The 23,105-nt window shown below is 44.2% G+C and carries 12 protein-coding genes; 1 reads left to right on the forward strand and 11 read right to left on the reverse strand.

Features of this window, described 5'->3' with window-relative positions; genetic code table 11:
• Nucleotides 1-20 precede the first annotated feature (20 nt).
• Nucleotides 21-1,262, reverse strand: a complete 1,242-nt coding sequence (locus tag M2470_RS06130; protein WP_280744158.1) for a competence/damage-inducible protein A — start codon at nucleotides 1,260-1,262, stop codon at nucleotides 21-23.
• A gap of 13 nt (nucleotides 1,263-1,275) precedes the next feature.
• Complete coding sequence (gene tsaD, locus M2470_RS06135; protein ID WP_280744159.1) at nucleotides 1,276-2,295, reverse strand: tRNA (adenosine(37)-N6)-threonylcarbamoyltransferase complex transferase subunit TsaD; 1,020 nt, start codon at nucleotides 2,293-2,295, stop codon at nucleotides 1,276-1,278.
• Between the two features lie 180 nt (nucleotides 2,296-2,475).
• Here tsaD and M2470_RS06140 point away from each other — a divergent pair, with 180 nt between their 5' ends.
• Nucleotides 2,476-6,867 (forward strand): translocation/assembly module TamB domain-containing protein, encoded by a 4,392-nt coding sequence (locus M2470_RS06140; protein WP_280744160.1) that lies wholly within the window; start codon nucleotides 2,476-2,478, stop codon nucleotides 6,865-6,867.
• Here the strand turns inward: M2470_RS06140 and M2470_RS06145 are convergent.
• The 9 genes from M2470_RS06145 to M2470_RS06185 form a co-directional block, all read right to left on the reverse strand.
• Nucleotides 6,864-7,061: a hypothetical protein gene (locus M2470_RS06145; RefSeq protein WP_280744161.1), complete on the reverse strand. Its 198-nt coding sequence runs from the start codon at nucleotides 7,059-7,061 to the stop codon at nucleotides 6,864-6,866. The two genes, M2470_RS06140 and M2470_RS06145, sit on opposite strands and share 4 nt — an antisense overlap.
• Nucleotides 7,062-7,080: 19 nt before the next feature.
• Nucleotides 7,081-9,747, reverse strand: coding sequence for an AsmA family protein (locus M2470_RS06150; RefSeq protein WP_280744162.1), 2,667 nt, complete (start codon nucleotides 9,745-9,747; stop codon nucleotides 7,081-7,083).
• A gap of 26 nt (nucleotides 9,748-9,773) precedes the next feature.
• On the reverse strand, nucleotides 9,774-10,892 hold the full coding sequence (locus M2470_RS06155) for an AhpC/TSA family protein (RefSeq protein ID WP_280744163.1): 1,119 nt from the start codon (nucleotides 10,890-10,892) through the stop codon (nucleotides 9,774-9,776).
• Between the two features lie 4 nt (nucleotides 10,893-10,896).
• Nucleotides 10,897-12,015, reverse strand: coding sequence for a TlpA disulfide reductase family protein (locus M2470_RS06160; RefSeq protein WP_280744164.1), 1,119 nt, complete (start codon nucleotides 12,013-12,015; stop codon nucleotides 10,897-10,899).
• Between the two features lie 213 nt (nucleotides 12,016-12,228).
• Nucleotides 12,229-13,497, reverse strand: a complete 1,269-nt coding sequence (locus M2470_RS06165) for an ATP-binding protein (protein WP_280744165.1) — start codon at nucleotides 13,495-13,497, stop codon at nucleotides 12,229-12,231.
• A gap of 703 nt (nucleotides 13,498-14,200) precedes the next feature.
• Entirely contained in the window at nucleotides 14,201-16,093 is a 1,893-nt protein-coding gene (locus M2470_RS06170; protein ID WP_280744166.1) for an arabinan endo-1,5-alpha-L-arabinosidase, read from the reverse strand.
• 80 nt (nucleotides 16,094-16,173) lie between these two features.
• Nucleotides 16,174-17,952, reverse strand: a complete 1,779-nt coding sequence (locus M2470_RS06175; protein ID WP_280744167.1) for a bacterial Ig-like domain-containing protein — start codon at nucleotides 17,950-17,952, stop codon at nucleotides 16,174-16,176.
• A 35-nt stretch (nucleotides 17,953-17,987) separates the two neighbouring features.
• Nucleotides 17,988-19,739 carry a RagB/SusD family nutrient uptake outer membrane protein gene (locus tag M2470_RS06180; RefSeq protein WP_280744168.1) on the reverse strand — a complete coding sequence of 584 codons (1,752 nt, stop codon included), beginning with the start codon at nucleotides 19,737-19,739 and terminating at the stop codon, nucleotides 17,988-17,990.
• A 39-nt stretch (nucleotides 19,740-19,778) separates the two neighbouring features.
• Nucleotides 19,779-22,988 (reverse strand): TonB-dependent receptor, encoded by a 3,210-nt coding sequence (locus M2470_RS06185; protein WP_280744169.1) that lies wholly within the window; start codon nucleotides 22,986-22,988, stop codon nucleotides 19,779-19,781.
• Between the last annotated feature and the right edge of the window lie 117 nt (nucleotides 22,989-23,105).

Consider the following 23,105-nt stretch of genomic DNA (forward strand, 5'->3'; position numbering starts at 1 on the left):
TAATGATTAACGGTTAATAGTTAACCGTTAATCGTTAGAAGAAGTTTTAGGAGCGCTGTGTTGGCAGTGCGGGCGATGTTCATTTCGCGGATATTGGTAAAGTGGTAACATTCGGATACCACTTTGTTTTTGTAGGCTGCGGCTATCCATACGGTTCCTACGGGCTTTTCGGGAGTTCCTCCGTCGGGTCCGGCGATTCCGGAAGTAGCTACTGCGCAATCACAGCCTAATACCCGGATGGCTCCCAGAGCCATTTGTTCTACTACCGGTTGGCTGACGGCTCCGTATTTCTCCAAGTCTTCATTGGATACTCCTAACACATTATGTTTTACTTCGTTGCTGTATGAAACGATGCTTCCTACAAAATAGCGTGAGCTACCGGGTATGGAGGTCAGCATACTGGCAATGCGTCCGCCGGTGCAGCTTTCTGCTGTTCCCATGGTTAGTTGTTTCTCTAAAAGTGCTTTTCCTATCAGTTCTTCTAAGGGGGTGTCTTCTTCGGCCAGGATATGTCCGTTTAGTAGTTTGTGAAGTTTTTCGTTTTGCTCTTTGATGGACAATTCGGCTTGCTCTTTGCTCTCTGCATAAACAGACAGGCGCAGGCGGATCAAGCCTGGTTGAGGCAGGTAGGCTAACTTGATGAAGGTAGGCAATTCTTCCTCAAACTGAGTAAGTTCAATCGCCAGCCCAGATTCCGAATAACCACTTACCCAAGTAGTTTGGTGGCGGATAAAGACATCTTGATGGAATCTTTTTTTCAAGCGGGGGATGATTTCATTTGTCATCAACCACTTCATCTCATATGGTACTCCGGGCATGGATACGAGTATCTTTCCGTCTCGTTCAAACCAGCTGCAGGGAGCTGTTCCCGCCTTATTCTGGATAACGGTACATTTGTCGGGAACCAATGCCTGATCGCGTGTCAGTTCGTTGATAACCCGCCCTGTTTTGTTGAATAGTTGCTCGATGTTCTGATATACCTCTTCCGAGAAATGTAGGCCGGAGTCGAAATATTTACACAAGGTCTTTTTCGTGATATCATCTTTCGTAGGGCCAATACCGCCTGTTATTAGTACGATCTGTACGCGATTCATGGCGGCATCAATCACTTCCAGCATGTCTTTCTCCACATCTCCAACAGCTGTTCTCCAGATCACCTGAAAGCCTTCTTTGTTAAGCTCCTGACCCATCCAGGCCGAGTTGGTATCCACTACTTGTCCGATCAGCAACTCGTCGCCAATCGTTATTATTTGTACATTCATATCCTTTGGTTTGTTAGATCGTAACTCTTGAAAATGGTACTGCATCCATCGGGCAGAACTCTTTGTTTATATATTTGTAATAGCCTGATATGGCTACCATTGCGGCATTGTCTGTTGTAAAAGAGAAAGGAGGAATGTGTATCTTCCAGCCATAGCGTTTGGCGTAATCGTGAAACGCATCCCGCAGTCCGGTATTCGCCGAAACACCTCCAGCAACGGCTACTTCTTTTATCTTCAAATCCTTTGAAGCTTTAAGCAGTTTGTTCATCAGGATGTCTACAACCGTCGCTTGTAAAGACGCGCATAGGTCTTGTTTATTCTTCTCTATAAAGTCGGGGTCTTCTTTCAATTTGTCGCGCAAGGTGTACAGAAAGGAGGTTTTCAAACCGCTGAAACTGTAGTTGTACTCGGGAATATGCGGTTTGCTGAACGTAAAAGCCTTAGGGTTTCCTTCGTTGGCCAGTTTGTTGACAACAGGCCCTCCGGGATAACCTAATCCCATCACTTTGGCACATTTGTCGAAGGCTTCGCCGGCAGCATCATCGATGGTTTGTCCGATTACCTCCATATCATCATAGTTGTTTACTTTGATAATCTGCGAATTGCCTCCTGATACCAGTAAGCACAGGAAAGGGAATGAGGGTTGATCTACATCCTCCGGTGTTTGTTTGATAAAGTGCGCCAGCACGTGTGCTTGCAGGTGGTTGACTTCTATCATCGGAATATGTAAAGAGGCAGATAAACCCTTGGCAAAAGAAGTGCCAACAAGCAATGATCCCATCAGGCCAGGGCCACGGGTAAAGGCAATAGCGCTTAATTCGGACTTGTCTATACCTGCCTTTTTCAAGGCTTCGGACACTACCGGAATAATGTTTTGCTGGTGGGCTCTGGATGCAAGTTCCGGCACTACTCCACCATATGCCTCATGCACAGCCTGCCCGGCAATTACGTTAGACAGCATGACCCCATCACGGATAACGGCAGCCGAAGTATCGTCGCAAGATGATTCTATTCCTAAAATCGTTATACTCATTTATTTCTTTTTTAATGCAAAATAACGAAATCTATGCTGATATTGTTGTAGTTTTGTGCATAAAAATAACGTAAAGAGATTAAAGGATTAAAATACATAGTCGTTGTTTTATTTACTTTTTTCTGGATATTCTACGCTATCCCTGTCATCTTACTGAATATTCCTTACATTCAGCGAAAAGTGGCAGATACTGCAACAACAGAATTATCCAACCGCCTGAACGTACCTGTACGCGTTGGGAAAGTAGATATCGAATGGTTGAATCGCCTGGTTTTAAGTGATCTTTATCTGGAAGACGAGAAAGGAGAGGTACTATTCGAAGCAAATCACGTGACTGCAGGTTTTGAACTGCTGCCACTATTCCGGGGTAAACTTCTGTTTACTACAGTCCGCTTATTTGGCTTTACGGTGCATCTGGAAAAGGAGACGCCGCAATCGACTCTGAACCTTCAATTTGTGATAGATGCCTTTGCCAGCCGGGATACGACTAAAAAATCTCCGAATATTGATTTGCAGTTTAATTCGATTCTTTTGCGAAAGGGGAATTTCAGCTATGATGTGTTAAGTGAAAACCGAACCCCCGACAGATTCAATCCCAAACATGTTGATATAAAGAATATCAGTGCCAAAATAACCCTTAAATCCTTTAACCAGGACAGCTTGAATGCGAATATCAAGAAACTGAGCTTTGAAGAGAGTTCCGGTTTTGAACTGGATAAACTATCCTTAAATGTAATTGCTAATCAGGATAGTGCATACATCCATAATTTTGAAATAAAACTACCGGAAACCGACCTGAAGATAAACCGGGCCAATATTAATATTGCTGAAGTAAATAACCTGGAGGAACTACTGAATAAAGCGCCCCTTACCCTTGATATCATACCTTCTCAAATATACCTGAAAGAGCTTTCTATGTTTGTTCCGGCTTTCAGGAACTTTACCGATCATGTTGAAATATCCGCTGAGGCAGATGGGTTTATAAATGATATTAACCTGAAACGTCTAACCCTCAAGTATAGTGATAAGATGTTGTTTATCGGGAAAATGTCGTTAAAAGGAATTACCCATCCCGAGAACGCTTACCTGTTTGGGGAAGTAAACAAAATGTATATTACCAATGAAGGTCTGAGCGGGTTAGTGAATAATTTCAGCAAAGATCCTGTTATACTGCCTGAACCTGTCAACCGTCTGGGAACGATAAACTTTGCTGGCGAAATATCCGGCTTCTTCGACAACCTCGTGGCTTATGGAAAGCTGTCTACTGCTATCGGCTCGATAGAAACAGATATACTCTTTGGTAGCAACAAAGAGCAGGATATAGCGGCTCATTTGAAAGGAACTATTTCTTCGTCGGAACTGCTTATTAGCGATCTTTTTGAACCGGATAATCCGTATGGTATTGTACGCTTTAATGTCTCCATTGATGCGCAAAGGCCTACCGGAGGCCATTTTACAGGCAAAGTAGATGCCTTGGTCAGTGAGTTTGACTATCAGAATTATCGCTATGAGAACTTGCAATTAACAGGAAACTTCCAGCGGAACGGATATGATGGCATTGTGCAGATAAATGACCCGAACGGTACCTTGTATGCAGAGGGCTTATTCCGGCACGAAGGGAAAAACTCTAAGTTTAATTTTACGGCAGATTTACAGCATTTTCGTCCCGACAACCTGAATCTGACCGATAAGTATGAAGCGCCGGAAATATCTGCCTCTTTGAAAGCTGACTTTACTGGTGACAACATCGATAACGTAGAGGGAAGTATAACGCTTGACAGTCTGACTATTAATACCGCTCCCTCTGACTTTTTCCTGAAACAACTAAAGGTGGAAGCCTCCGGTAATTCGTCAGACAGAAACCTTCGGATTACTTCCGATCTGCTGAATGGAGAAGTAACAGGGGTTTATTCTTTTTCAACCTTGATCCCCAGTTTGTTTAATACATTCAGTGGCTATTTGCCTTCTCTGATTGCCGCTACTACAAAGAAACAGATTACTCATGAAAATAATTTCCGCCTATCCCTGGCGGTTGAAAATACGGAAACGTTGTCTAATACCCTGAAGTTGCCCTTTACAATACGAGATCGAACAAATATTGTAGGATATTATGATAACCTGTTGAATAAGTTTAAGTTTGAGGTAGATCTGCCCAATTTCGCTGTTGCCGGAATGATGTTTGAGTCTACTTCCCTGATCTGTGAAAATCCTCAGGACAAGATCGATCTGTTGTTGAATGCTACCAGCTACAATAAGAAGGGGATACGCAATCATTTTGACTTGAAAGCCGATGCTCAGGAGAATAAAATTACAGCTCTGTTTAATTGGTCTAATAATAAAGAACGCCGCTTTGAAGCCATGTTTGCTACTTCCGCCCTCTTTGTCGACGAAGTGGCGGAGAATGGGAAAAAGAGCCTTCGTACAGAGTTGGGAATTGATGCCAGCTCTCTGATTATTAATGACAGCATCTGGAATGTAGGAGAAGCCGGCATTACGATTCAGAACGGAGCAGTAAATATCAGTAACTTCTATGTTTCACACAATGAGCAACACCTGATGCTGGATGGTGCGATATCGAAGAATCCGGAGGATGTATTGCAGTTGGACCTGAGTGAAATAGAACTGAGTTATATCTTTGACGTATTGAATATTCCGGTACTTCAGTTTGGTGGTATTGCTACCGGTTTGTTTAATGTCAGCGATTTGTACGGAAGCCGTATTATTCATACGAAAAACTTTGATGTCCAACAATTTTCGTTTAATCAGGTAGAGTTGGGCGACTTGAACCTACATAGCTATTGGGATGATACCCGTCAGGGAATCAAGATGGAAGGACGTATCTATGCTGATGATACTACCTATACGGATGTGGATGGTTACATCTTTCCTGTCGGTAAATCGGAAGGGCTTTCGTTGCAGTTTGATGCCCAAAATATTGATGTTGCTTTTCTACATCCTTTCCTTGAAAATGTAGCATCTGGAGTTAAGGGTAGGGGATTTGGTAGTGTGCACTTATACGGGCCTTTCAAAGAGTTGAATATAGTAGGGGATGCCTATGTCAGAGAGGGAGGTCTGGGAATTGATTTTCTAAATACCTATTATACGTTTTCCGATTCTATTCTGATGGACACCCGCTCTATCAATGTGAAAAATGCTACGGTTTACGATAAGTTTGGCAATACCGGAAGAGTCAATCTGGCATTGAAACATAAGCATTTTAAGGAGTTGGAATTCCTGGCAGATGTTTCGGCCAATAATATGCTGGTGTATGATGCCGGCGAGAAGCAGAACCCCTTGATATACGGAACAGTATTCGGAAGTGGGACATCCCGTATCAGTGGCACGGAGCAGATTGTGAATTTTGATATAAACATGCGGAGTGAGCCCAAAACATCCGTAACCCTGGATTTTATGAGCAACTCTTCGGCTGAAGAATATGATTTTATCACATTTGTAGATAAGAGTAAGCCTGTTGCAGAGAATCCGGATTCGGCAGAAAAGAGCAACAGGCCGCTTTTCCTGAATGATGAAGGAACCGAAATCAGAATGACCTTCCTACTGGATGTTACTCCTGATGCCAATATTGAGTTAATTATGGATCCGTCAGCCGGAGATAAAATCAAGGGATTCGGAACAGGTAGTCTGCAGATTGATTACGGAACCAAGAGCGACCTGCGAATGTATGGCTTATTTAATATCCTGGATGGAAATTATAACTTCAGCCTGCAACAGCTTATTTATAAAAACTTTAAAATAAGGGAGGGTAGTACTGTTACCTTCCGGGGCGATCCGTATGATGCGAACCTCAATATCGATGCCGTATATAATGTGACGGCTAATATTGGTGATCTGGATCAGAGCTTGCTTTCCGAAACGGCACGTACCAATGTACCAGTCAATTGTGTGCTTAAAATAGATGGTATACTTCAAAACCCGGGTATATCATTTGATATTGAACTGCCGGGCTCTAACGAAGACCTGGAACGAAAAGTGAAAAGCTATGTAAATACCGAAGATATGATGACGCGGCAAATCGTTTATTTGCTGGTTTTAAATAAGTTTTATACAGAAGATATCTATCGTACCGGACGTAACAATGAGTTTAGTGCTGTAACCTCGGCTGCCATATCTTCCCAGATTTCGAGTATCCTTAACAGTATAACCGACAAAGTACAGATCGGAACAAATATCCGTGCCAGCCAGGAAGGCTTTAACGAGACGGAGTTTGAAATGTTACTTTCCAGCCAGTTGCTGGACAACCGCCTGCTCATCAATGGAAACTTCGGGTATAAGAATAACCCGAACGTAAAGAATGTTTTTGTGGGTGAGTTTGATATTGAGTACTTGCTGACCCGTACCGGAGAGATACGCCTGAAAGCCTACAATCATGCCAACGATATGTATCGCTATCTCAAACAGAGTCTAACGACGCAGGGGATAGGGATTATGTACAAGAAAGACTTTTCTTCTTTTTCGGAATTATTCCGTCGAAGAAGAAAACCCTTACTTACTATTCCGGATAGTACAAGCCCTGTCTTGCAACAGGACTCTACCTCCGTTACAGCTCATTAATTTCTCATATTCTTATTGACAAAAAAGAGTATCACCAGCAAGTTGAATGCTATAATGCCTCCACTACCGGCTAAGTACAATGCCATCCAGGGCTTGTCAGGTTGCAGTATATAGTATCCGGCGATGCTGCCTGCAACAGCTATAATAATCAGCGCAATAATGACCGACATGATGATTTTCTTTTTCTTGCTCATATATTCTTCTTTCGTTGTATTATTCTAGTTTTTTAGTTTGCTCTTCGGCTTCGTTTCTCAGCTTTTCCCCTTGCTTTTTAGCTTCTTCTACCAGTTTGTTTCCGGCGGCTTTGGCAGCAGCTTTAGCTATCGGGTTGCTTCCGGCTTTTTCCTCTAATGCTTTCGCTTGTTTTTCAGCTTCTTCTACCAATTTCGTGGCGGCATTATCAGCTTCAGCTCTGAGCTTTTCGATCTGTTTGGCTTTCTCTTCCGACAAATCTACGGGCTCTTCACTTCCGGTTATTTTACCCAAAGCCTCTCCGGCAACCGATGATACGGCTTCCGAGGCTATTGCTTTGGCATCAAGTCCTATCTTTGGGCTGGTAAAAGTACCGCCTATCGTGATGGGAACATCTTTGATGAAGTTGTTAGCCAATGCTTTAGGTAGGGTGACAGTTCCCTTGTAATTGATACTTTGATCCAGCCCCGTAGAACCTTCCAGCAGTAAAGCACCTCCATTCCCTATATTGAGACTGAAAGGCTTGGTGTTGATCTTGCCTTCGTTAATAGAGAAGGGAAGATTCAGGTCTTTCGCGGAGAAAGAGTTGAGGGCATCTGTCTTCAAAGCCGACGACAGAGCCGTAAGCGCTGCTACATTCTCTACTTTTACTTCACTGGTCTGCAAGGCCCCGTTTCCGGTTAGGTTGGCTAGGGTTTGCAAGATTGATTCTCCAAGTGAGGTGTTGATATTCAGGTTCATTGAATAGGAGCCAAGCAGACTTTCAAAGATCGGAGCAAACTTCTGTATGGATTCAACCGACTTGAAGGTCTCGGCAAACGATACCTTAGACAGGTTCAAAGCGAAATCCACTTTGGGTTTCTCCGGATTAGACGTGTCGTATGAACCGCTTACTTTACAAGAGCCTCCCAGCGTATTAGCTGCTACATCATTGAGTTTTAAGATACCGTCTTTCACCGACATACTTCCTGCCATATTAGAGATCGTTAGTTTGTCGTATTTGATCTCTTTCAGAGAGGCATTCAGGGCAAAGTCTATATTCTTTGGAATGATAAAACTATCGGAAGCGGTAGCCGTACTGTCGGCAGCAGCTGTTTCGGTTTCCGTTGTATCACTTTCACCTAAAAAGTCATTCGCATTCAGGTAGTTTGATTTGATATTCAGGTTTCCTTTTATCGTCTGGTCTTTCAGCACGTAAGCGATGAAGTTTTCCAGGCGTCCGTTGGCCGACAGGTCATTCTTGCCGATATTTATGTCTAATGAGTTCAGGTTTACGTAGCGGGGGGTAAACTCCAGTCCGGCCTTTTGTATCAGTACATCCGGCATCTCTGTTGACTTGTAAATCATGTCGTTTACATTCAGGGTGCCCGAGGCCGATACATCCTCGTAGCGTTCTTTTTCTATGTCCGACATACGGGTAGCCAATGTGAGGTCTGCTGTTATCTTACCGTTCAGTTCTGTGCCTGTTTCCAGGGGATATACATCTTTGATCATCCCCAGGTCTATTATCCCATTTGCATGCATTTTGATGTTCGGATCAGACATAGGAGTCGTTACACGCAGGTTTCCATTGAATGGATTGCCACCCAATGCAAAGCTGAATTTACTCATGTCTACAACCGTATTGTTCAAGGATCCTCCCTTGCTTTGGAGAGCTATATTGAGGTTGATATTGTCTACTGCTTTAGGCAATGAAGGATATTGGAACATGGCGTTGCTAACGATAACTTTCATGTCGAAAGCCGGATAGCTTTCACCTTTCATTGTGCCTTTTACATATCCGTCGAGTGAGGCTACACCTGACGTTTTAATGTCTTTAAAGTCTGCCGTGTACATAGCTGGGATCAGAGATAGAATCTCTTTAAACTGGGTGTTGGGAGCATTCAGTTTCAGGTCGAAATCCATGCTTTCATCGTCCGGCATAGCAAACGAACCTTCGACAGATGCTTTCAGTTCATTCAGCTGCAAATGGCTTTCTGCAAAGGTAAACTTCATGTTCTCCAGATCGGCATTTATCCCGGCATCTGCTTTTATCACAACTTTGTTCAGGTAAGGGATATTATCCATCACAAAGCTTACTTCGTCTATACTGCTACCTATTTGCAAAGTGGTTTCTGCTGCCGAAAAGTCTCCGGATATGTTACCGTTCCATTTACTCAGAATGGCCTTCATTTTAGAGGTATTGTCTTCGTAGATAACATCACTGTTTTTGATTGCTACCTTTTTAAGGCTTAGGTTAAAAGCGCTTTCTGTTTCCGGTTCTTCGGCTTGGGCAGACGAGTCTTCTTTCATAATATCCCAGTTGGCCTGTCCGTCGGCTAATACTTTGGCATGCAGGCGGATGTTATCCAGATTGATACTGGATATGTCGTACTTGTCGCCAAAGAGGCTGAACAAGTCGATCGTTACATTGGCCGACTTAGCTTGCAGAAGAGTATCTGCCTCGAAGGCTCCTGTGCCGGAGATAACAGCATCATACAGAGACACCGTTGCATGAGGAAAGTTCGAGAATAGGTTCAGTCCGAAATCACCAATTTCTACTTTTGCATTCAGTTGTTCATTCACAACATCTAATACTGCAGTTTTAATTTTATCCTTGAATAAGAATGGTATAGCTACCATCAAAACAATGATAAGTGCTAATACGGCTCCCACTGCAAGAAGCGCTTTTTTCAATCCTTTTGTCATACCGTTAAATGTTTGTTTTCTTTTGATTAGTTAAGAATCTCTGCCAGTTTAGCATCGAGTGCTTTACCTCGCAGATTCTTTGCTATAATTGTTCCATCTTTATCTATTAATACTGTGAAGGGTATAGCCTCTACTCCATAGAGAGTTGCAGCTTTGTTGTCCCAATGTTGAAGGTCTGATAATTGCGGCCAGGTGATATTCAGTTCCCGAATACCTTCTATCCATAACTTTTCCGATCTATCCAGTGAAACACCTACAATCTCGAGTCCTTTGTCTTTATACGAGTTGTAGATTTCTTGTAAACGTGGCATATCTGCACGGCATGGCCCGCACCAGGAAGCCCAGAAGTCGATCAGTACAACCTTGCCTTTTCCTGCATACTCTGATAAGTTGTGCTTTACACCTTGCGGATCGTTTAATTCAAAATCAGCGAACGGCTTTCCAGTCATTACTTTATCTAATATCATCTGACGTTCGATCATATTCTCTATTCCGGGAACGGCTCTGAATTGATCATCTCCTTTTGTCAATGCAATTCCTTTTACGCTGTCAGACAAACTAAGGTTGAAGGCTGTCAGCAATTTAGCTGTAGATAGCTTATTGGGATTTTGGAGAATATATTTTTCAACAGACCGGATTATTTGCCCTTCCATTTCCTCGTGTTGTCTTTCTGCTTCAGCAGCTATCAAGGAGTCGGTTGAATAGGAGTTTTCAATAATTGTTTTTCTATATTTTCGTATTCTTTTTATCTCTTTTCTTAGTTCGGTCCAGGCATCATTTTCCGGAGTTCCGGTAACGAAAGATAACTCACCAAGTGTGGCTTTAAACTTGCTGTTTTCAAGGATAAACAATACAGTAAAGGGAGAGTCTTCGCCAGCCGGTACCCTTTGTAAAGGCACGTCGTAGATATCGAAGCATAATTCCCGGAATACGGCACAGTCTTGTATTCCTTTAAATGTAAATGTCCTGTTTTCAACCAGTGCACTGTCTATCGGTGAGGCATTTTTTATGCCATAAGGATACATAAAAATATATTTCCCATTGAGGTCGAGGTTTGCGACAGTTCCGGTTATTTCATATCCTGATTGACCATTGCACGAAACAAGTGCAACGGCAATCAGTAGATATGAAAGTAATTTTGTCATCGGTTTATTTTATGATTTCTGCCAATTTATTGTCCAGGGCTTCTGCGCGTAGGTTTTTGGCCAGGATGGTACCGTCTCCGTCTATCAATACGGTGTGAGGGATGCTGTTTACGCCGTATAGGGCAGCTCCTTCGCTTTGCCAGTATTTTAAGTCGGACATCTGAGGCCAGGTGATGTTTAATTCTTCAATTCCTTTTACCCAGGCATCGTTGGTACGGTCTAGTGAAACGCCTACAATCTCGAATTTTTTACCTTTATACTGCTTGTAAACTTCTACCAGGTGAGGCATATCCCTGCGGCAAGGAGGACACCAGGATGCCCAGAAGTCAATCAATACTACTTTTCCTTTTCCTACATAATCAGACAGTTTGATAGCTTTTCCTTTGGGGTCGAGCATCTCAAAATCGGTGAATTTCTTGCCAATAGCTACCTTTTCCAATACAGCCAGATGGCTGATGATCTTGTCTATACCTGCAACCGATTTGAATGTATCGCCTGCTTTGCTAATGATGTCGCGGCGGGTATCTTCGTCAAAACTGTAACGGAAATCGTTAAGCAACTTTCCGGCAGTCAGGTTGTTAGGGTATTTCTGGATGTATTTCTTAACAAGAGCTGATGTTTTTTCGTCCAGCTCGTCGTATTTCTTTTCGGCAGCTTCTGCAATGGCCTGATCTTTAGACTTCATGCCATCGATAAGCTCTTTCATCGGAGTTCTCAGTTGTATCAGTTCTTTCTGAAGAGCCGTCAAGGCGTCATTTTCAGGAGTACCTGTAACCGACGGATTTTCGGAAAGATTAACTTTCAATTTGCCGTTTTCAAGCACAAAAGTCGCTCTATAAGCTGCGTTTTCACCCGTTCCGGCGCTTTGGTACTCTACCACATCTTCGTCAAACCGCAAAGTGTATAAAGCCGGTATATCCTGTACCCCCTTCATGGTGAAAGAGCCATTCTCTACAACAGCGCTATTGATAGCCTCAGCATCTTGTACGCCAGCTTCGTACAAGTAGACTGTTTTTCCGTTCAGATCAGCTTTGTCTACACTACCACTAATCACGTATCCTGCTTGTTCGCTACATGCAGTAATCAGGATGGCACAAAGGGCTAATAATAAATTTTTCTTCATTTTATTTGTCAGTATTTAGTTTTTGTATTATTCTGCGAAGTTATTGGATTTAATTGTTTTTAAGCAATGTTTGTTCAAAAAAAGATTTACTATAGATACATAACAAAGAAAAATACAATAAGGTTTAAAACTCTGTTAGCTTCCGGATGGGATCATCATATTCTTTATCAAATAGATGAGAGTTTTTTAGTGTCATTTTTTTTAACCCTTAAGCTAAAGAATGTCCTTCAAATTCCATGCTTGGATATGACGGATTCCGTTTCGTAGTGGCATGGTGAGTTCATCTAAGGAAACGACAACTTTCTCGAAATGATCATCAATTGTTTCGAGTGACGAATACTCTCTTTCAACAGTTGTTTCATCGGAAAGCATATAGGTACTTTGCAGATATATAATCCGGTCTGCTTTTTTTGCAACAAAATCTACTTCCTTATTTCGCAAGGCTCCGACATAGACATCAAATTCTGCTCTGCGCAATTCCAGATAGACCAGGTTTTCGACAAGATAACCAAAGCCGTATCCATAGCCCGGATAAAGATAGTTTTTGTATGACAGGTCGTTTATGTAGAATTTAGCATTTCCCGATAATGTGTCTTTACCTTTAATGTCATACCTGTCGCAACGATGAACAAGAAAGGTGTCTTCGATGTATCCTATATAGGTTGATATGGCATCGTAGCTTGTTTTGCGCCCCTGTCCTTTGAAGTATTTAACTATGTTGGTTATAGATATAAGGTTTGAGGCATTGTTTACCAGATAGATAAATACATCTTCGAGCAATTTAGGGTCACGTACGCTATGGCGTTGAATGATATCGCGTAACAATACCGTATCCTTAATCGCGGATATATAATTACGCTTCAGTTCTGGTTTTTGCAACATGAATAGTTCAGGAAGTCCGCCACTGTTCATGTATTCCTGATAGCTTTGCCGCCCTTTTGCTTGCTCGGTTATTCCTACATATTCGGAGTAGCTGAATGGAAATACATCAAAACAAACATATCGCCCTGATAATAAGGTTGCCAGTTCTCCGGAGAGCATTTTTGAATTTGATCCGCTAATAAACAATTCGTAGCTCTCAGAAAAGTCTTGTGAGTAGGAGTTAACTACCTTTTCCCAGCCCTCTATAATCTGTATTTCGTCTATAAATATGTAGACCTTCCCTGAGGGGGTGAGCTCTTTTTTGTACAATTTTATCAGTTCATCCAGATCCTTATAGGTCTTCAAAAAGTCGAGATCGGTAAATTCCCTGTTAATGAATAAGGTGTTTTCAGGCTTAACTCCGTTGTCTACGAGTTGTTTGGCAACCTGTCTCAATATGTAGCTTTTGCCGGAACGCCTTTGTCCTACAAGTACTTTGATAAGCCTATTGCCGACGTAGTCTGTTATTTTATCGGTATACTCACTCCGTTTATACCCCCAGTCAAGGGGGTTGGAGTTCCATAAATTATACTTCCCTAATAATGCAATTTTTTCGTCCATAGCCGAATGTTTTGTGTAAATATACGTTTTTTTCGTCTATAAACGAATATTTTGCATGTAAATATCATTTTGTAAGTAAGAGGTTGTAAATGACAATCTGATATTTTAGCTATCAAATGTAGCGCTTATTCGGGTCTGTGTTGGAGGCTGTTTGTAAGGATGGGCTGGATTTGGAGGTTTGGGTTTGACATTTTGAAAACTTGCAGCACGCAGAACGGAATACGCAGAACGGATTTCTGTATATTTTTTATTCATTATTCTATATTCTTCATTCAAAAATGCTGCTTTTTGTCAATTCGTTTTTGAGTATAATTTTTGATGATTTTGAGGCGAAAATGGCTTTTTTAGAGGCTTTTTTCTTGTGTTTTTGAACTTCATTTGGATGAATAGGGTCATTTGTTTAGATCATTTCGGCAAATTGTCCAAATAAAAGTGGTAAAACATCCAAATGAATTCGGTCATTTATGGTAAAAAATGCACGAAAATATTTAATATGGACTAATTATTTAACATATTGTTTCGATATTGACTATAAAATTTGTTCGTTTTGTGTAAACTTGCTGTTAGCAGAAAATGACAATTCGATTAAAAATGTCAGAAAATTGCTTGTTTTTATATCCGTTCAACTTATATAGAAATCACTTATCATAAAAAAACAGAGGCCATCTCAGCATGTAAGACGGCCTCTGTTTTCTGTTATGGCTTATTTATTTTTCTTGCCCCAGTATGTTTTCGCCGTAGTATATCCGGCATATACAATGGTGTGTGTTCTTGGATTGGCTTCCCAGTCTACTTCACGTTGCAGGCACAATTCCACTCCGTTGGCTGTCAGTATTTGCTTTTCTGCATCATACTTCCAGGTTTCCCCTTTCCAGGTTCCATCTGTAATGGTATGGTCGGCTGCGAGGGTCATATTACTCGATTCCTTCTGTTTTCCATAAGAATAAGACAGGTCGATATGTTCCCAGTTGCCTACCAGTTCATCTTCCGTAATAGCTATTTGAGGAACTGCTCCGTAGCGTTCGGGCATTACAACCGGCCAGCCTTGGGAGTTCCACCGTATGGAACGTACATGTCCCATCATGAGGGCATTGCTATAGGCATTCCCTCCCACGTTTTCGGGGAATCTGCCTTGCGAAGCATAATACCAGTTGCCGTTGCCGTCGTCGAACACAGCGCAATGCGAGATTCCTACCCATCCATAACTGTTGTTGAATTTGTAGGGGTGGGTGACAACGGGTAGCATCTCCCCTCCAGTTTCGGTCAGGTTGGTGCCGTCTATGCCGAGGTAGGGACCATAGATGTTTTTGGAGCGGCAGACACGGGTGTTGTAAGGCACACCCAATGCGTCATAAGCCACAAACAGATAATAGTAGCCGGTGGAGGCATTGTAGATAACCTCCGGTCCTTCCGAGCCTTGCCAGCGGTCCCCCATTTTTCGGGTGGCAATCAATGAACCATATGCGGCAATCTCTTCGCCGGTTCCCCAGGGAGATGGCAGTGTATTCAGCGGTTTCCCTGTTTCGGCGTTTACCTCCAAGGCAGCTATACCGCTGTGCCAAGAACCGTAAATCAGGTAATGTTTCCCATTGTTGTCTACCAGGTAGCTTGGGTCGATGGCGTTCCACTTGTAGTAACAGTTAGCCCAGTTATCGGGTTTGATGTGGAAGTTCAGCCCTTTGTCCGAAGCATTGGTGATGACATAACCCTTATCTTCCCAGCCGTCATTGTTGGCGGGGTTTGAGTTCTCCAATAGACCGATGAAAGCGCGTTCGCTCCAAGAGTTCGCTCCGTCTAAATGGCCGGGGCATACAATAGAGTAGTACATACGGTAAAGCCCGTTTCTCACTTTATGCACGCAAGGTGCCCAGTAACCGAAGTCTTCGCTTTTAGGCGAAACTGGGCTTAATCCCATTCCACTGCGGATTTCATTCAGCTTCGGAATTACCCAAGTGGGCAGTGATGGCATCACTCCTCCTAAGTATTCCCAGTTCACGAGATCTTTGGAACGTCTGCAATGGAAGTGTCCGCCGGCTGTATGTGCATTGCCATACGATGCATCGGTTTGATACATGTAGAAATACCCATCTTCGGCTTTCATTACCGAGGGATCGTGTACGTTTGCCAAGTTCCATTCATTGCGTCGGTTCCAGCCGGCTATGTCCACGTAGTTGTCCACATAGGCGGGTGCTACGTAGTTTTCGAGCTGTTCGTCAAGGTTTAGTCTTTCTGTGGTTGCCGTGAGTACATCCGAGTAGGCATAACGGCTGTTATTGTAGATATACGCACGGATATGGTAAGAGGTATTGGCCATTAACCCGGATATCGTGGCGCTGAAATTCTGGTCGGCATCCACATTGTTGTCTTTGATGGTTGGATGCTGGGTATTGACACTGTAGCAGAACCCCTTCTTGACAACCTGATTGCTACTGCCGATGACCGACGAAGTGACAGTCAGCGAGGTGCCTGTGCTTGCGGTTATTGCCGGAGTTTCTACAGTTACATCGTTGTTTTCGATCTCGTCGCCGCCATCGGAGCAAGCTGCGAAGACGAAGAGAATCGGCAAGAGTAATGTGAGGAATAATAGCTTTTTCATTTGTTTGATGTAAAGAACCATGCCGTTTCTTCTAAAAATCAGAGGAAACGGCATGGATGATATAGAAATTCTAGATATTCTTATTCACCGAAAACGAGATGAGAACCGTCAACCGTCAACGCGAAGTTCAAGTCGTTGGTATCCACAGTATTGATCCCTAAATAGCACTGGGTAGAGGTCGTACCTGTAGTACCCTCCATCACTGCGTGAATGTCGGCAGTGCTATTTCCACAGTTGGTTACGTAAACCGTTACTTTGGCTCCATTCATCCCGGCAAGCCAAGTTCCCCAGTCGCCTTGTGTTCCGTAAGGAAGACAAGCAGCATATCCATTGCCCCATCCATAGTTGTCGGCGCGAACCACTGCGTATTCGGCAAGGTCGGCTTTACGGAGAATCACTACGAAGTTGTTCCAGTTTCCGGCCAAACTGCTGTAGTTGGTGAAGGTGATGGATTTAGTTTCGCCCACAGCTACCTTGAAATCGTCTGAGTGAGCTCCCCAGAATGCCGATGAGTTGTCTTCGGCTCCTACTATCTTGGCTGAGTTGGTCACTTTAGAAGATCTTGACTCGGATAGGCTAACCTTTACTGTTGCGGTGGCTCCATCTCCGGCGGAGATGGTAACGGTCTGATTACCGCTCTTTGCAGGAACGGCTGAGAAACTGAGTTTCGAGTTGTCAACGACTCTTGTGCTTCCGCTTACGTAAGTAGCTGTAACCACCATGCCTGTTGGGTCGAAGGCCATCGTCCGGTCTGCCAAAGCCTCGGTGGCAACCGAAGTATAATAATAGTATTGCGTATGCGAGGGCTGGGTAGTCACCTCGATGGATACAATTTTTTCCACGACTTCAAAAGTAGCATTAGCCACAATCGGTTGTTCGCAATTTTCACCCTTGAAGGTCTTGTTGTAGATGGCGACAAGCGTTTTCACGCCCAGTTGCTCCATATCGGGGATAGCAGAGAAATGGAGTTCGGAAGCCTCTACCGTTTTAGTCACTCCCTCATCAAAGGTTACAATGGCAGAGACATTAGCCATGGCGTCTTCGAGCGAAGTACCTACATTCACCATATCGGGCACATTCTGCAGTTCCATGGATACCGGATTTTTGTCTTGAGCAGAAGTCAGACCACCGATAGGAACAATGTTCGTCTGCTGGAAGTCGATGTAAGAACCTTCGGGAACCAGGAAGCAGCGGATGTTGGTGTTGCTCGCATTTGCGTTCAGATTTACTTCCTTGTAGGGTTGCTCGTAAGTCTTGGTGGCTGCGCTGTTGCTCATCTTTACGAGGAAAGCACTTCCACTGCTGCGGTCAACGGTGATTGTGATCTTTCCACCCAAGTTCTGTATGTTAGGGTCTGCATTATCAACGGGATCGAGAAGCAACGTACCCGAGATGTATTTGAAGTCGATATGATCGCCCCACTGAGAATTGTACGTTTCAGGGCTACCTGTCACGTCAAAGCGGATGGCTCCGTATTCGGCGTATCCTGCATCTCCACGATCCACATCGTTGGTGATGATAAGGGCGAAGTTCTTGTAATACGTATTGTCACCCGGATTGATGTGGAGGTTGATCACAGCATTCCACTTCTCGCCATCGGGTATCACATAATACTTGGAGAAGGAAGACCAAAAGCCAGAGGTATAATCCGTATTTCCGAAGGTGTACATATCTTCCTGCATGCCTTCAAGCACTTCTTCTTCCGGATCCTTTTTCGAATCTTCAATTTCCTGTATCTTATCGGAAATCCAGTCGGGAGCGTTTACGTCGTAAAGTTCGCCGCCTTCACAGCTTGTCAATGCCAGCAACCCGAAGGTAACTGTACAGCAAGCGTATGCTATTTTTTTGAATAATCTCATTATTTTAATTTTAAAGAGTGAAAATTGATTCTTGTTTATTTGCTTAGATCTACCACCGGACGCACTTTCCAACCATTGCTGCTGAAATAAGAGGAGTTATCCGTGCTATAGTTAGCTGAATTACCTTCCAAGTTTGGGTTGTTATTCATCAACGACTGTACAATGGGCAGGAATTCGTGTCCCGGCAAGTAGGTGTCGAAAGAACTCTTCAGTTCAGGATCGGTTGAGATATTGCTGTAGCTCACAGGATTCTTTGTTCCCTCTGTAGAGCGGCGTACCACGGCGTGTTCCTTGAGTTGCTGCAAGCGGTCCTTGCTGTAGAAGAAGCCCCAACGGATAAGGTCGAAGCCTCGACCGAATTCGCAACCGAACTCCTTAGGACGTTCCACATTGGCTATCTGTTCGAAGAGTTTGTCAGCGCTGTTGAAATCACTGAGTTTTAAGTTGGACAGATTGGCACGGTTGCGCACCTCGTTGATCCAGTCGATAGCCTGCTGCGTGGGACCATTGACCTCGTTTTCGCATTCAGCGGCACGTAGCAGTATATCGGAATAACGCATCAGGCGTAGGTTGATACCATTGCGCAAGCCTGTAACGACAGTACTGTACAGACCAGTACGGAGATTCGTGTATTTGGCAATTGGCAGACCGCCGTAAATATTGTTGGTCACTATATTGTCGGTGGCTGTAAGTGTATGCGTATAAGCCACATTACCAAATTCGAAATCCGACCAATCGGGTTCGTAGGTTCCGATGGTCCAATAAAGACGAGGGTCGAGTGTTCCTTTCGTGGTGCGTTCTGCTTTAAAAAGATGGTAGAGCCAAGGTGAAGCTGAGATGTCAGCCCAACCACCATAGTTTCCGGGAGCAAAGTTACTCTCAATGGCCGATCCTTGTGTGGCATTGGGGCTTGTGTTCACCGGAGTCCATTCGTCGTCGGTGCCTTGCGCTCCATAGTCGAGGTACTGCACTTCAAAGAGGCTCTCGTCGTTGTTCTCGTAGGCCGAACCTTCACGGAAATTATCTCCATAGTTGTTCATCAGTCTATAAGAACCATACTTCTTACCGATGATGTCTTTCAATACCGAGAGTGCTTCGCTGTGTTTCTGGCGCATCATGAGGGCGCGGGCATAATAGCCTGCCGCAGCACCGCAGGTGGCACGTCCGCCAGCCCACTCGCCGCCTTCGTCGCGGGAAGGAAGTAGTTCAATCGATTCCTTGAAATCTTTCTCTATCTGATCGAGTACCTCATCGTAGGTACTGTTTTTTCCATAAAGTCCTTCGAGCGAGGAGTAAGTGTCGTAGTCCGTAATGAGAGGTGGATTCTGATAATAACCTACCAGGTTGTAGTACGACAGTGCGCGTATGAAAAGCATTTGTCCTTTGATGCGTTTCATCTTATCAGAAAGCTGGCTGTTATCTTCGTCACAACGGGAAATAGCGAAGTTGCATACGTTGATGGTGTAGTACCATTCCCGCCAAGGCCACCATGTAATGTCTGAAGTGACTTCTGCATTAAGGTCATCGAAAGGCATATACCACACTTGTGAAGAGTTCCAGGCTTCATCTCCACGGCACACGTCGATGGTGTAGCCTACACGGGCATAAGAACCCTCCATACGGATGTGGTTGTAGGCGGCAATCACGGATTCCTCCAAATCATCGGCATTAAAACCGAAAGTACTTGAGGTTTGCTGGTTGGGATTCAACAGATCCAACTTGTCACTGCAAGAAAGCAGCGTGCTAAGTCCCAAAATGAGAGCAAGTGAATATTTATATAGTTTCATAAGATATGTTTTTAATATTTAGGTACCAGATAGTAACGATTAGAATATAAAATGAACGCCACACATGAAAGTACGTGCAGTAGGATAAGAACAGAAGTTATATCCCGGAGTGAAAGTTCCTCCCGCATAGTCTACATTATAACCCTTATAGCCGGTGAATGTGTGAAGATTCTGTGCTGACACGTAGAGACGTACATCAGATACATAATTACCGAACCACTCGTTAGGGAAATTGTAGCCCAATTCTATATTGGCAATCTTCCAGTAGGCTGCGTTCTGAATCTTGCGTGAACTGAAGAGGTCGTTCCAACCCAAGCTAGCGCTGTTGGTTACATAAGTACGTGGCACTTTGGAGAGGTAAGTGCTACCGTCTTCGCTCCAGCGGTTGGCATCAAGCATCGCCACATCTTTGTTTCCCCAGCCGTAGCAAGAGTTAAGCGAGTTGTAGATGTCGTCACTAACGTGGTAGTTCAATGCGCCGAAAGTAGCGATGCTCAAATCAAAACGCTTGTATTCAAAGCGGGCGCTAAGACCGAAATGAACCTTAGGCATACCACTGCCCAACACCACTTGGTCGTAGGCGTCTACTTTACCGTCGGGTACACCGTCCGGTCCGCTCACGTCCTGATAGAGGCAGTCGCCAATCTGGGCACCCTCTTGAGTGGCGTGGTTGTCTAAGTCTGCCTGCGTGCGGGCAATACCATCATAAACCCAGCCGTAGAACTGACCTATTTCTTGACCTACATTGGTAATGTAAGCTCCGGTGATGTAAGAGTCGGTACCAAAACCTAACGAAGTCACACGGTTGCGCAAGGTGGTGAGGTTGGCCGAAACTTCATACTTAAAGTCGCGGTCGCGGTTGCGGTAGGTAGCTGCAAACTCAAAACCGGAGTTGTTCATCGAAGCGGCATTCATCGTAACGGTAGTGTTCGATACACCTGCCTGTTCCGGAACAGGAACAGCATACAAAAGGTCTTCGCTGGTATTCTTGTACCACTCGGCCGTAAACTCTAAGCGGTTGCTGAGCAAGGCGAGGTCGATACCCACATTGTAGGTCTTCTTTTTCTCCCATGCCAAGTTATTGTCCACGAAAGTGGAAACGGCAGAACCGCTCACTACGTTACCATTGAAATTGTAAGTCATGTTGTTGCGTGACATAACAGCCTGATACATATACTCACCGATATTTTCGTTACCGAGTTCACCATAGCTGGCACGAAGTTTGAACATATTCACGGTATTTCTATCGAAAGGGAAGAATTCCTCTTTGTCGAAGCGCCAGCCCGCAGAGATGGAAGGGAAGGTGCCCCAACGGATGTTTCTGGACAGGCGGGAGCTACCATCGCGGCGCACAGTTGCTGAGAGCAGGTATCTGTCGTCGTAATTGTAGTTGATACGACCAATGTAAGACAAGATAGAATGCTTGTATTCGTAGCTTTCCGAATAGGTATCGGCGGCATTCTGTAGCTGTAGGAAGTAAGGCTCAGTGAAGTTGATGCCCCATCCGGTCAGCAGGTCGGTGTTTTCTTCTTCGTAAGTCTGACCTGCCACTACGTTGATGTGGTGCTTGCCTATTGTTCCATCGTAAGTAAGTATGTTCTCTATCAACGCATCCGAATAATCGCGTGACCCTTTGGTAAGTCGTTCGTTGCTTTTGGACAAGTACACACGGTTACTTTGCACCCATGCGGGAATCCAAGTGAAGTCCTTAGCGTGGGTTTTGCTGTAAGAGAGGTTGGCTTTATAGTTGAACTTGTGATTTTTGCTATCGACGCTAATCATCTTGAGGAGATCCACATCAGCCGATGCGGTTGCCACTAAGCGGTCCACACGGGTATTGCGTTGCAGCAGGTTATTTACCAGCAACGGGTTGGAAGCGGAGATGTCACCATGTACGGTATCGTAGTAAACCCCATAGCCGTAAGCGTCATAATTATAGTTGTTGGCGATTCCTACCAGGTTATCAAGCACCCATGTCTCAGAATCATATGCCTTGATGGTGGGCTGCATGAGCAAAGTGCCGCGCAGCACGTTGGTAACGTCGCCATACAAACCTTGAACGTACTCAGAAGCATTCGACAAGCCCATGTTGTCTTGGTTGGAGTGCGAGTAAACGAGGCCGGTCTGGAACTTTATAAACTTAGTATCCATGGTGTTGTTGACACGCGCAGTGTAACGTTCATAGTTAGGACCGGCACCTTCGAGCGTCCCTTTTTGGTTGAAATAGTCTAATGATATATTATAGGTGTTATTGGCGCCACCTCCGGCGAGGTTCACGTTGTGGTTCTGACGGATACCCGTCTTGAATACTTCTTCAAACCAGTTCGTATTGGTGCCATCTTGGAACTTATATTTTCCGGTACCGCTGTCAAGCACGTATCCCGATGGTAACGGAGTGTTGGAGTTTGCGGCCGCCTGACCCAGGTACTGGCTGTATTGGTCAGCATTCATTACATCATAGACGTTATTAGGAATGTTATCCACACCGAAGTATCCATTGTAGTTCACTCTTAGCGGTTGGTCTTTTTGTCCGCGTTTGGTAGTGATGATAATCACACCATTAGCGGCACGTGAACCGTAGATGGCAGCAGCCGAAGCATCCTTCAACACCTGCATGGTTTCAATATCGTTTGAAGAGAAATCGCGGATAGAAGTTCCCATAGGAATACCGTCGATAACATACAGAGGAGAGGTGTTGCCGAAAGAGCCGATACCACGGATGCGAACGGTAGGATCGGCACCGGGCTGTCCGTCAGAGGTTACTTGCACTCCGGGAACCTTACCTTCGAGCATGGTGGAGATGTTGGAGTTTGATGTCAGTTTCAAGGCTTCTGCATCTACTACGGCAACAGAACCGGTTAAGTCGGACTTCTTTTGTGTACCGTAGCCCACGACAACCACTTGATCAAGCATCAGATTGTCTGATTGTAACTGGATGGTTTCAATGATGGCACGATTGCGAACAGCCACTTCACGTTCCTTGAATCCCACATAGCTTATCAAAAGGATAGCGTCTCCGGGAACGTCCAATTGGAAGTTTCCGTCCATGTCGGTAATGGTTCCGCCTTGTCCACTTTTAACTATGATCGTAGCCCCTGGCAGGGGTTCACCTTGGTCGTCAACTACTTGACCACGAACCTTGATAGTCGGAGATTGTGTCACGGTAGCCATTGCAGGTGTAGGATACACCGCCATGCCGCCGAGGGTACACAGACTAAGCATTACAGATAAAAATAAATGTTTTCTCATCTTAAAAAATATTAAGGGTATTAATTTAATAGATTAGACATTACTAAAGTGTTTTTGTTATTATGACTTTATGCCTGCAAATGTAGCCTGACTATGTGTATAGCAGGTGGACGATTG

Source organism: Parabacteroides sp. PH5-46, from assembly GCF_029892785.1.
GTDB lineage: Bacteria > Bacteroidota > Bacteroidia > Bacteroidales > Tannerellaceae > DFXE01.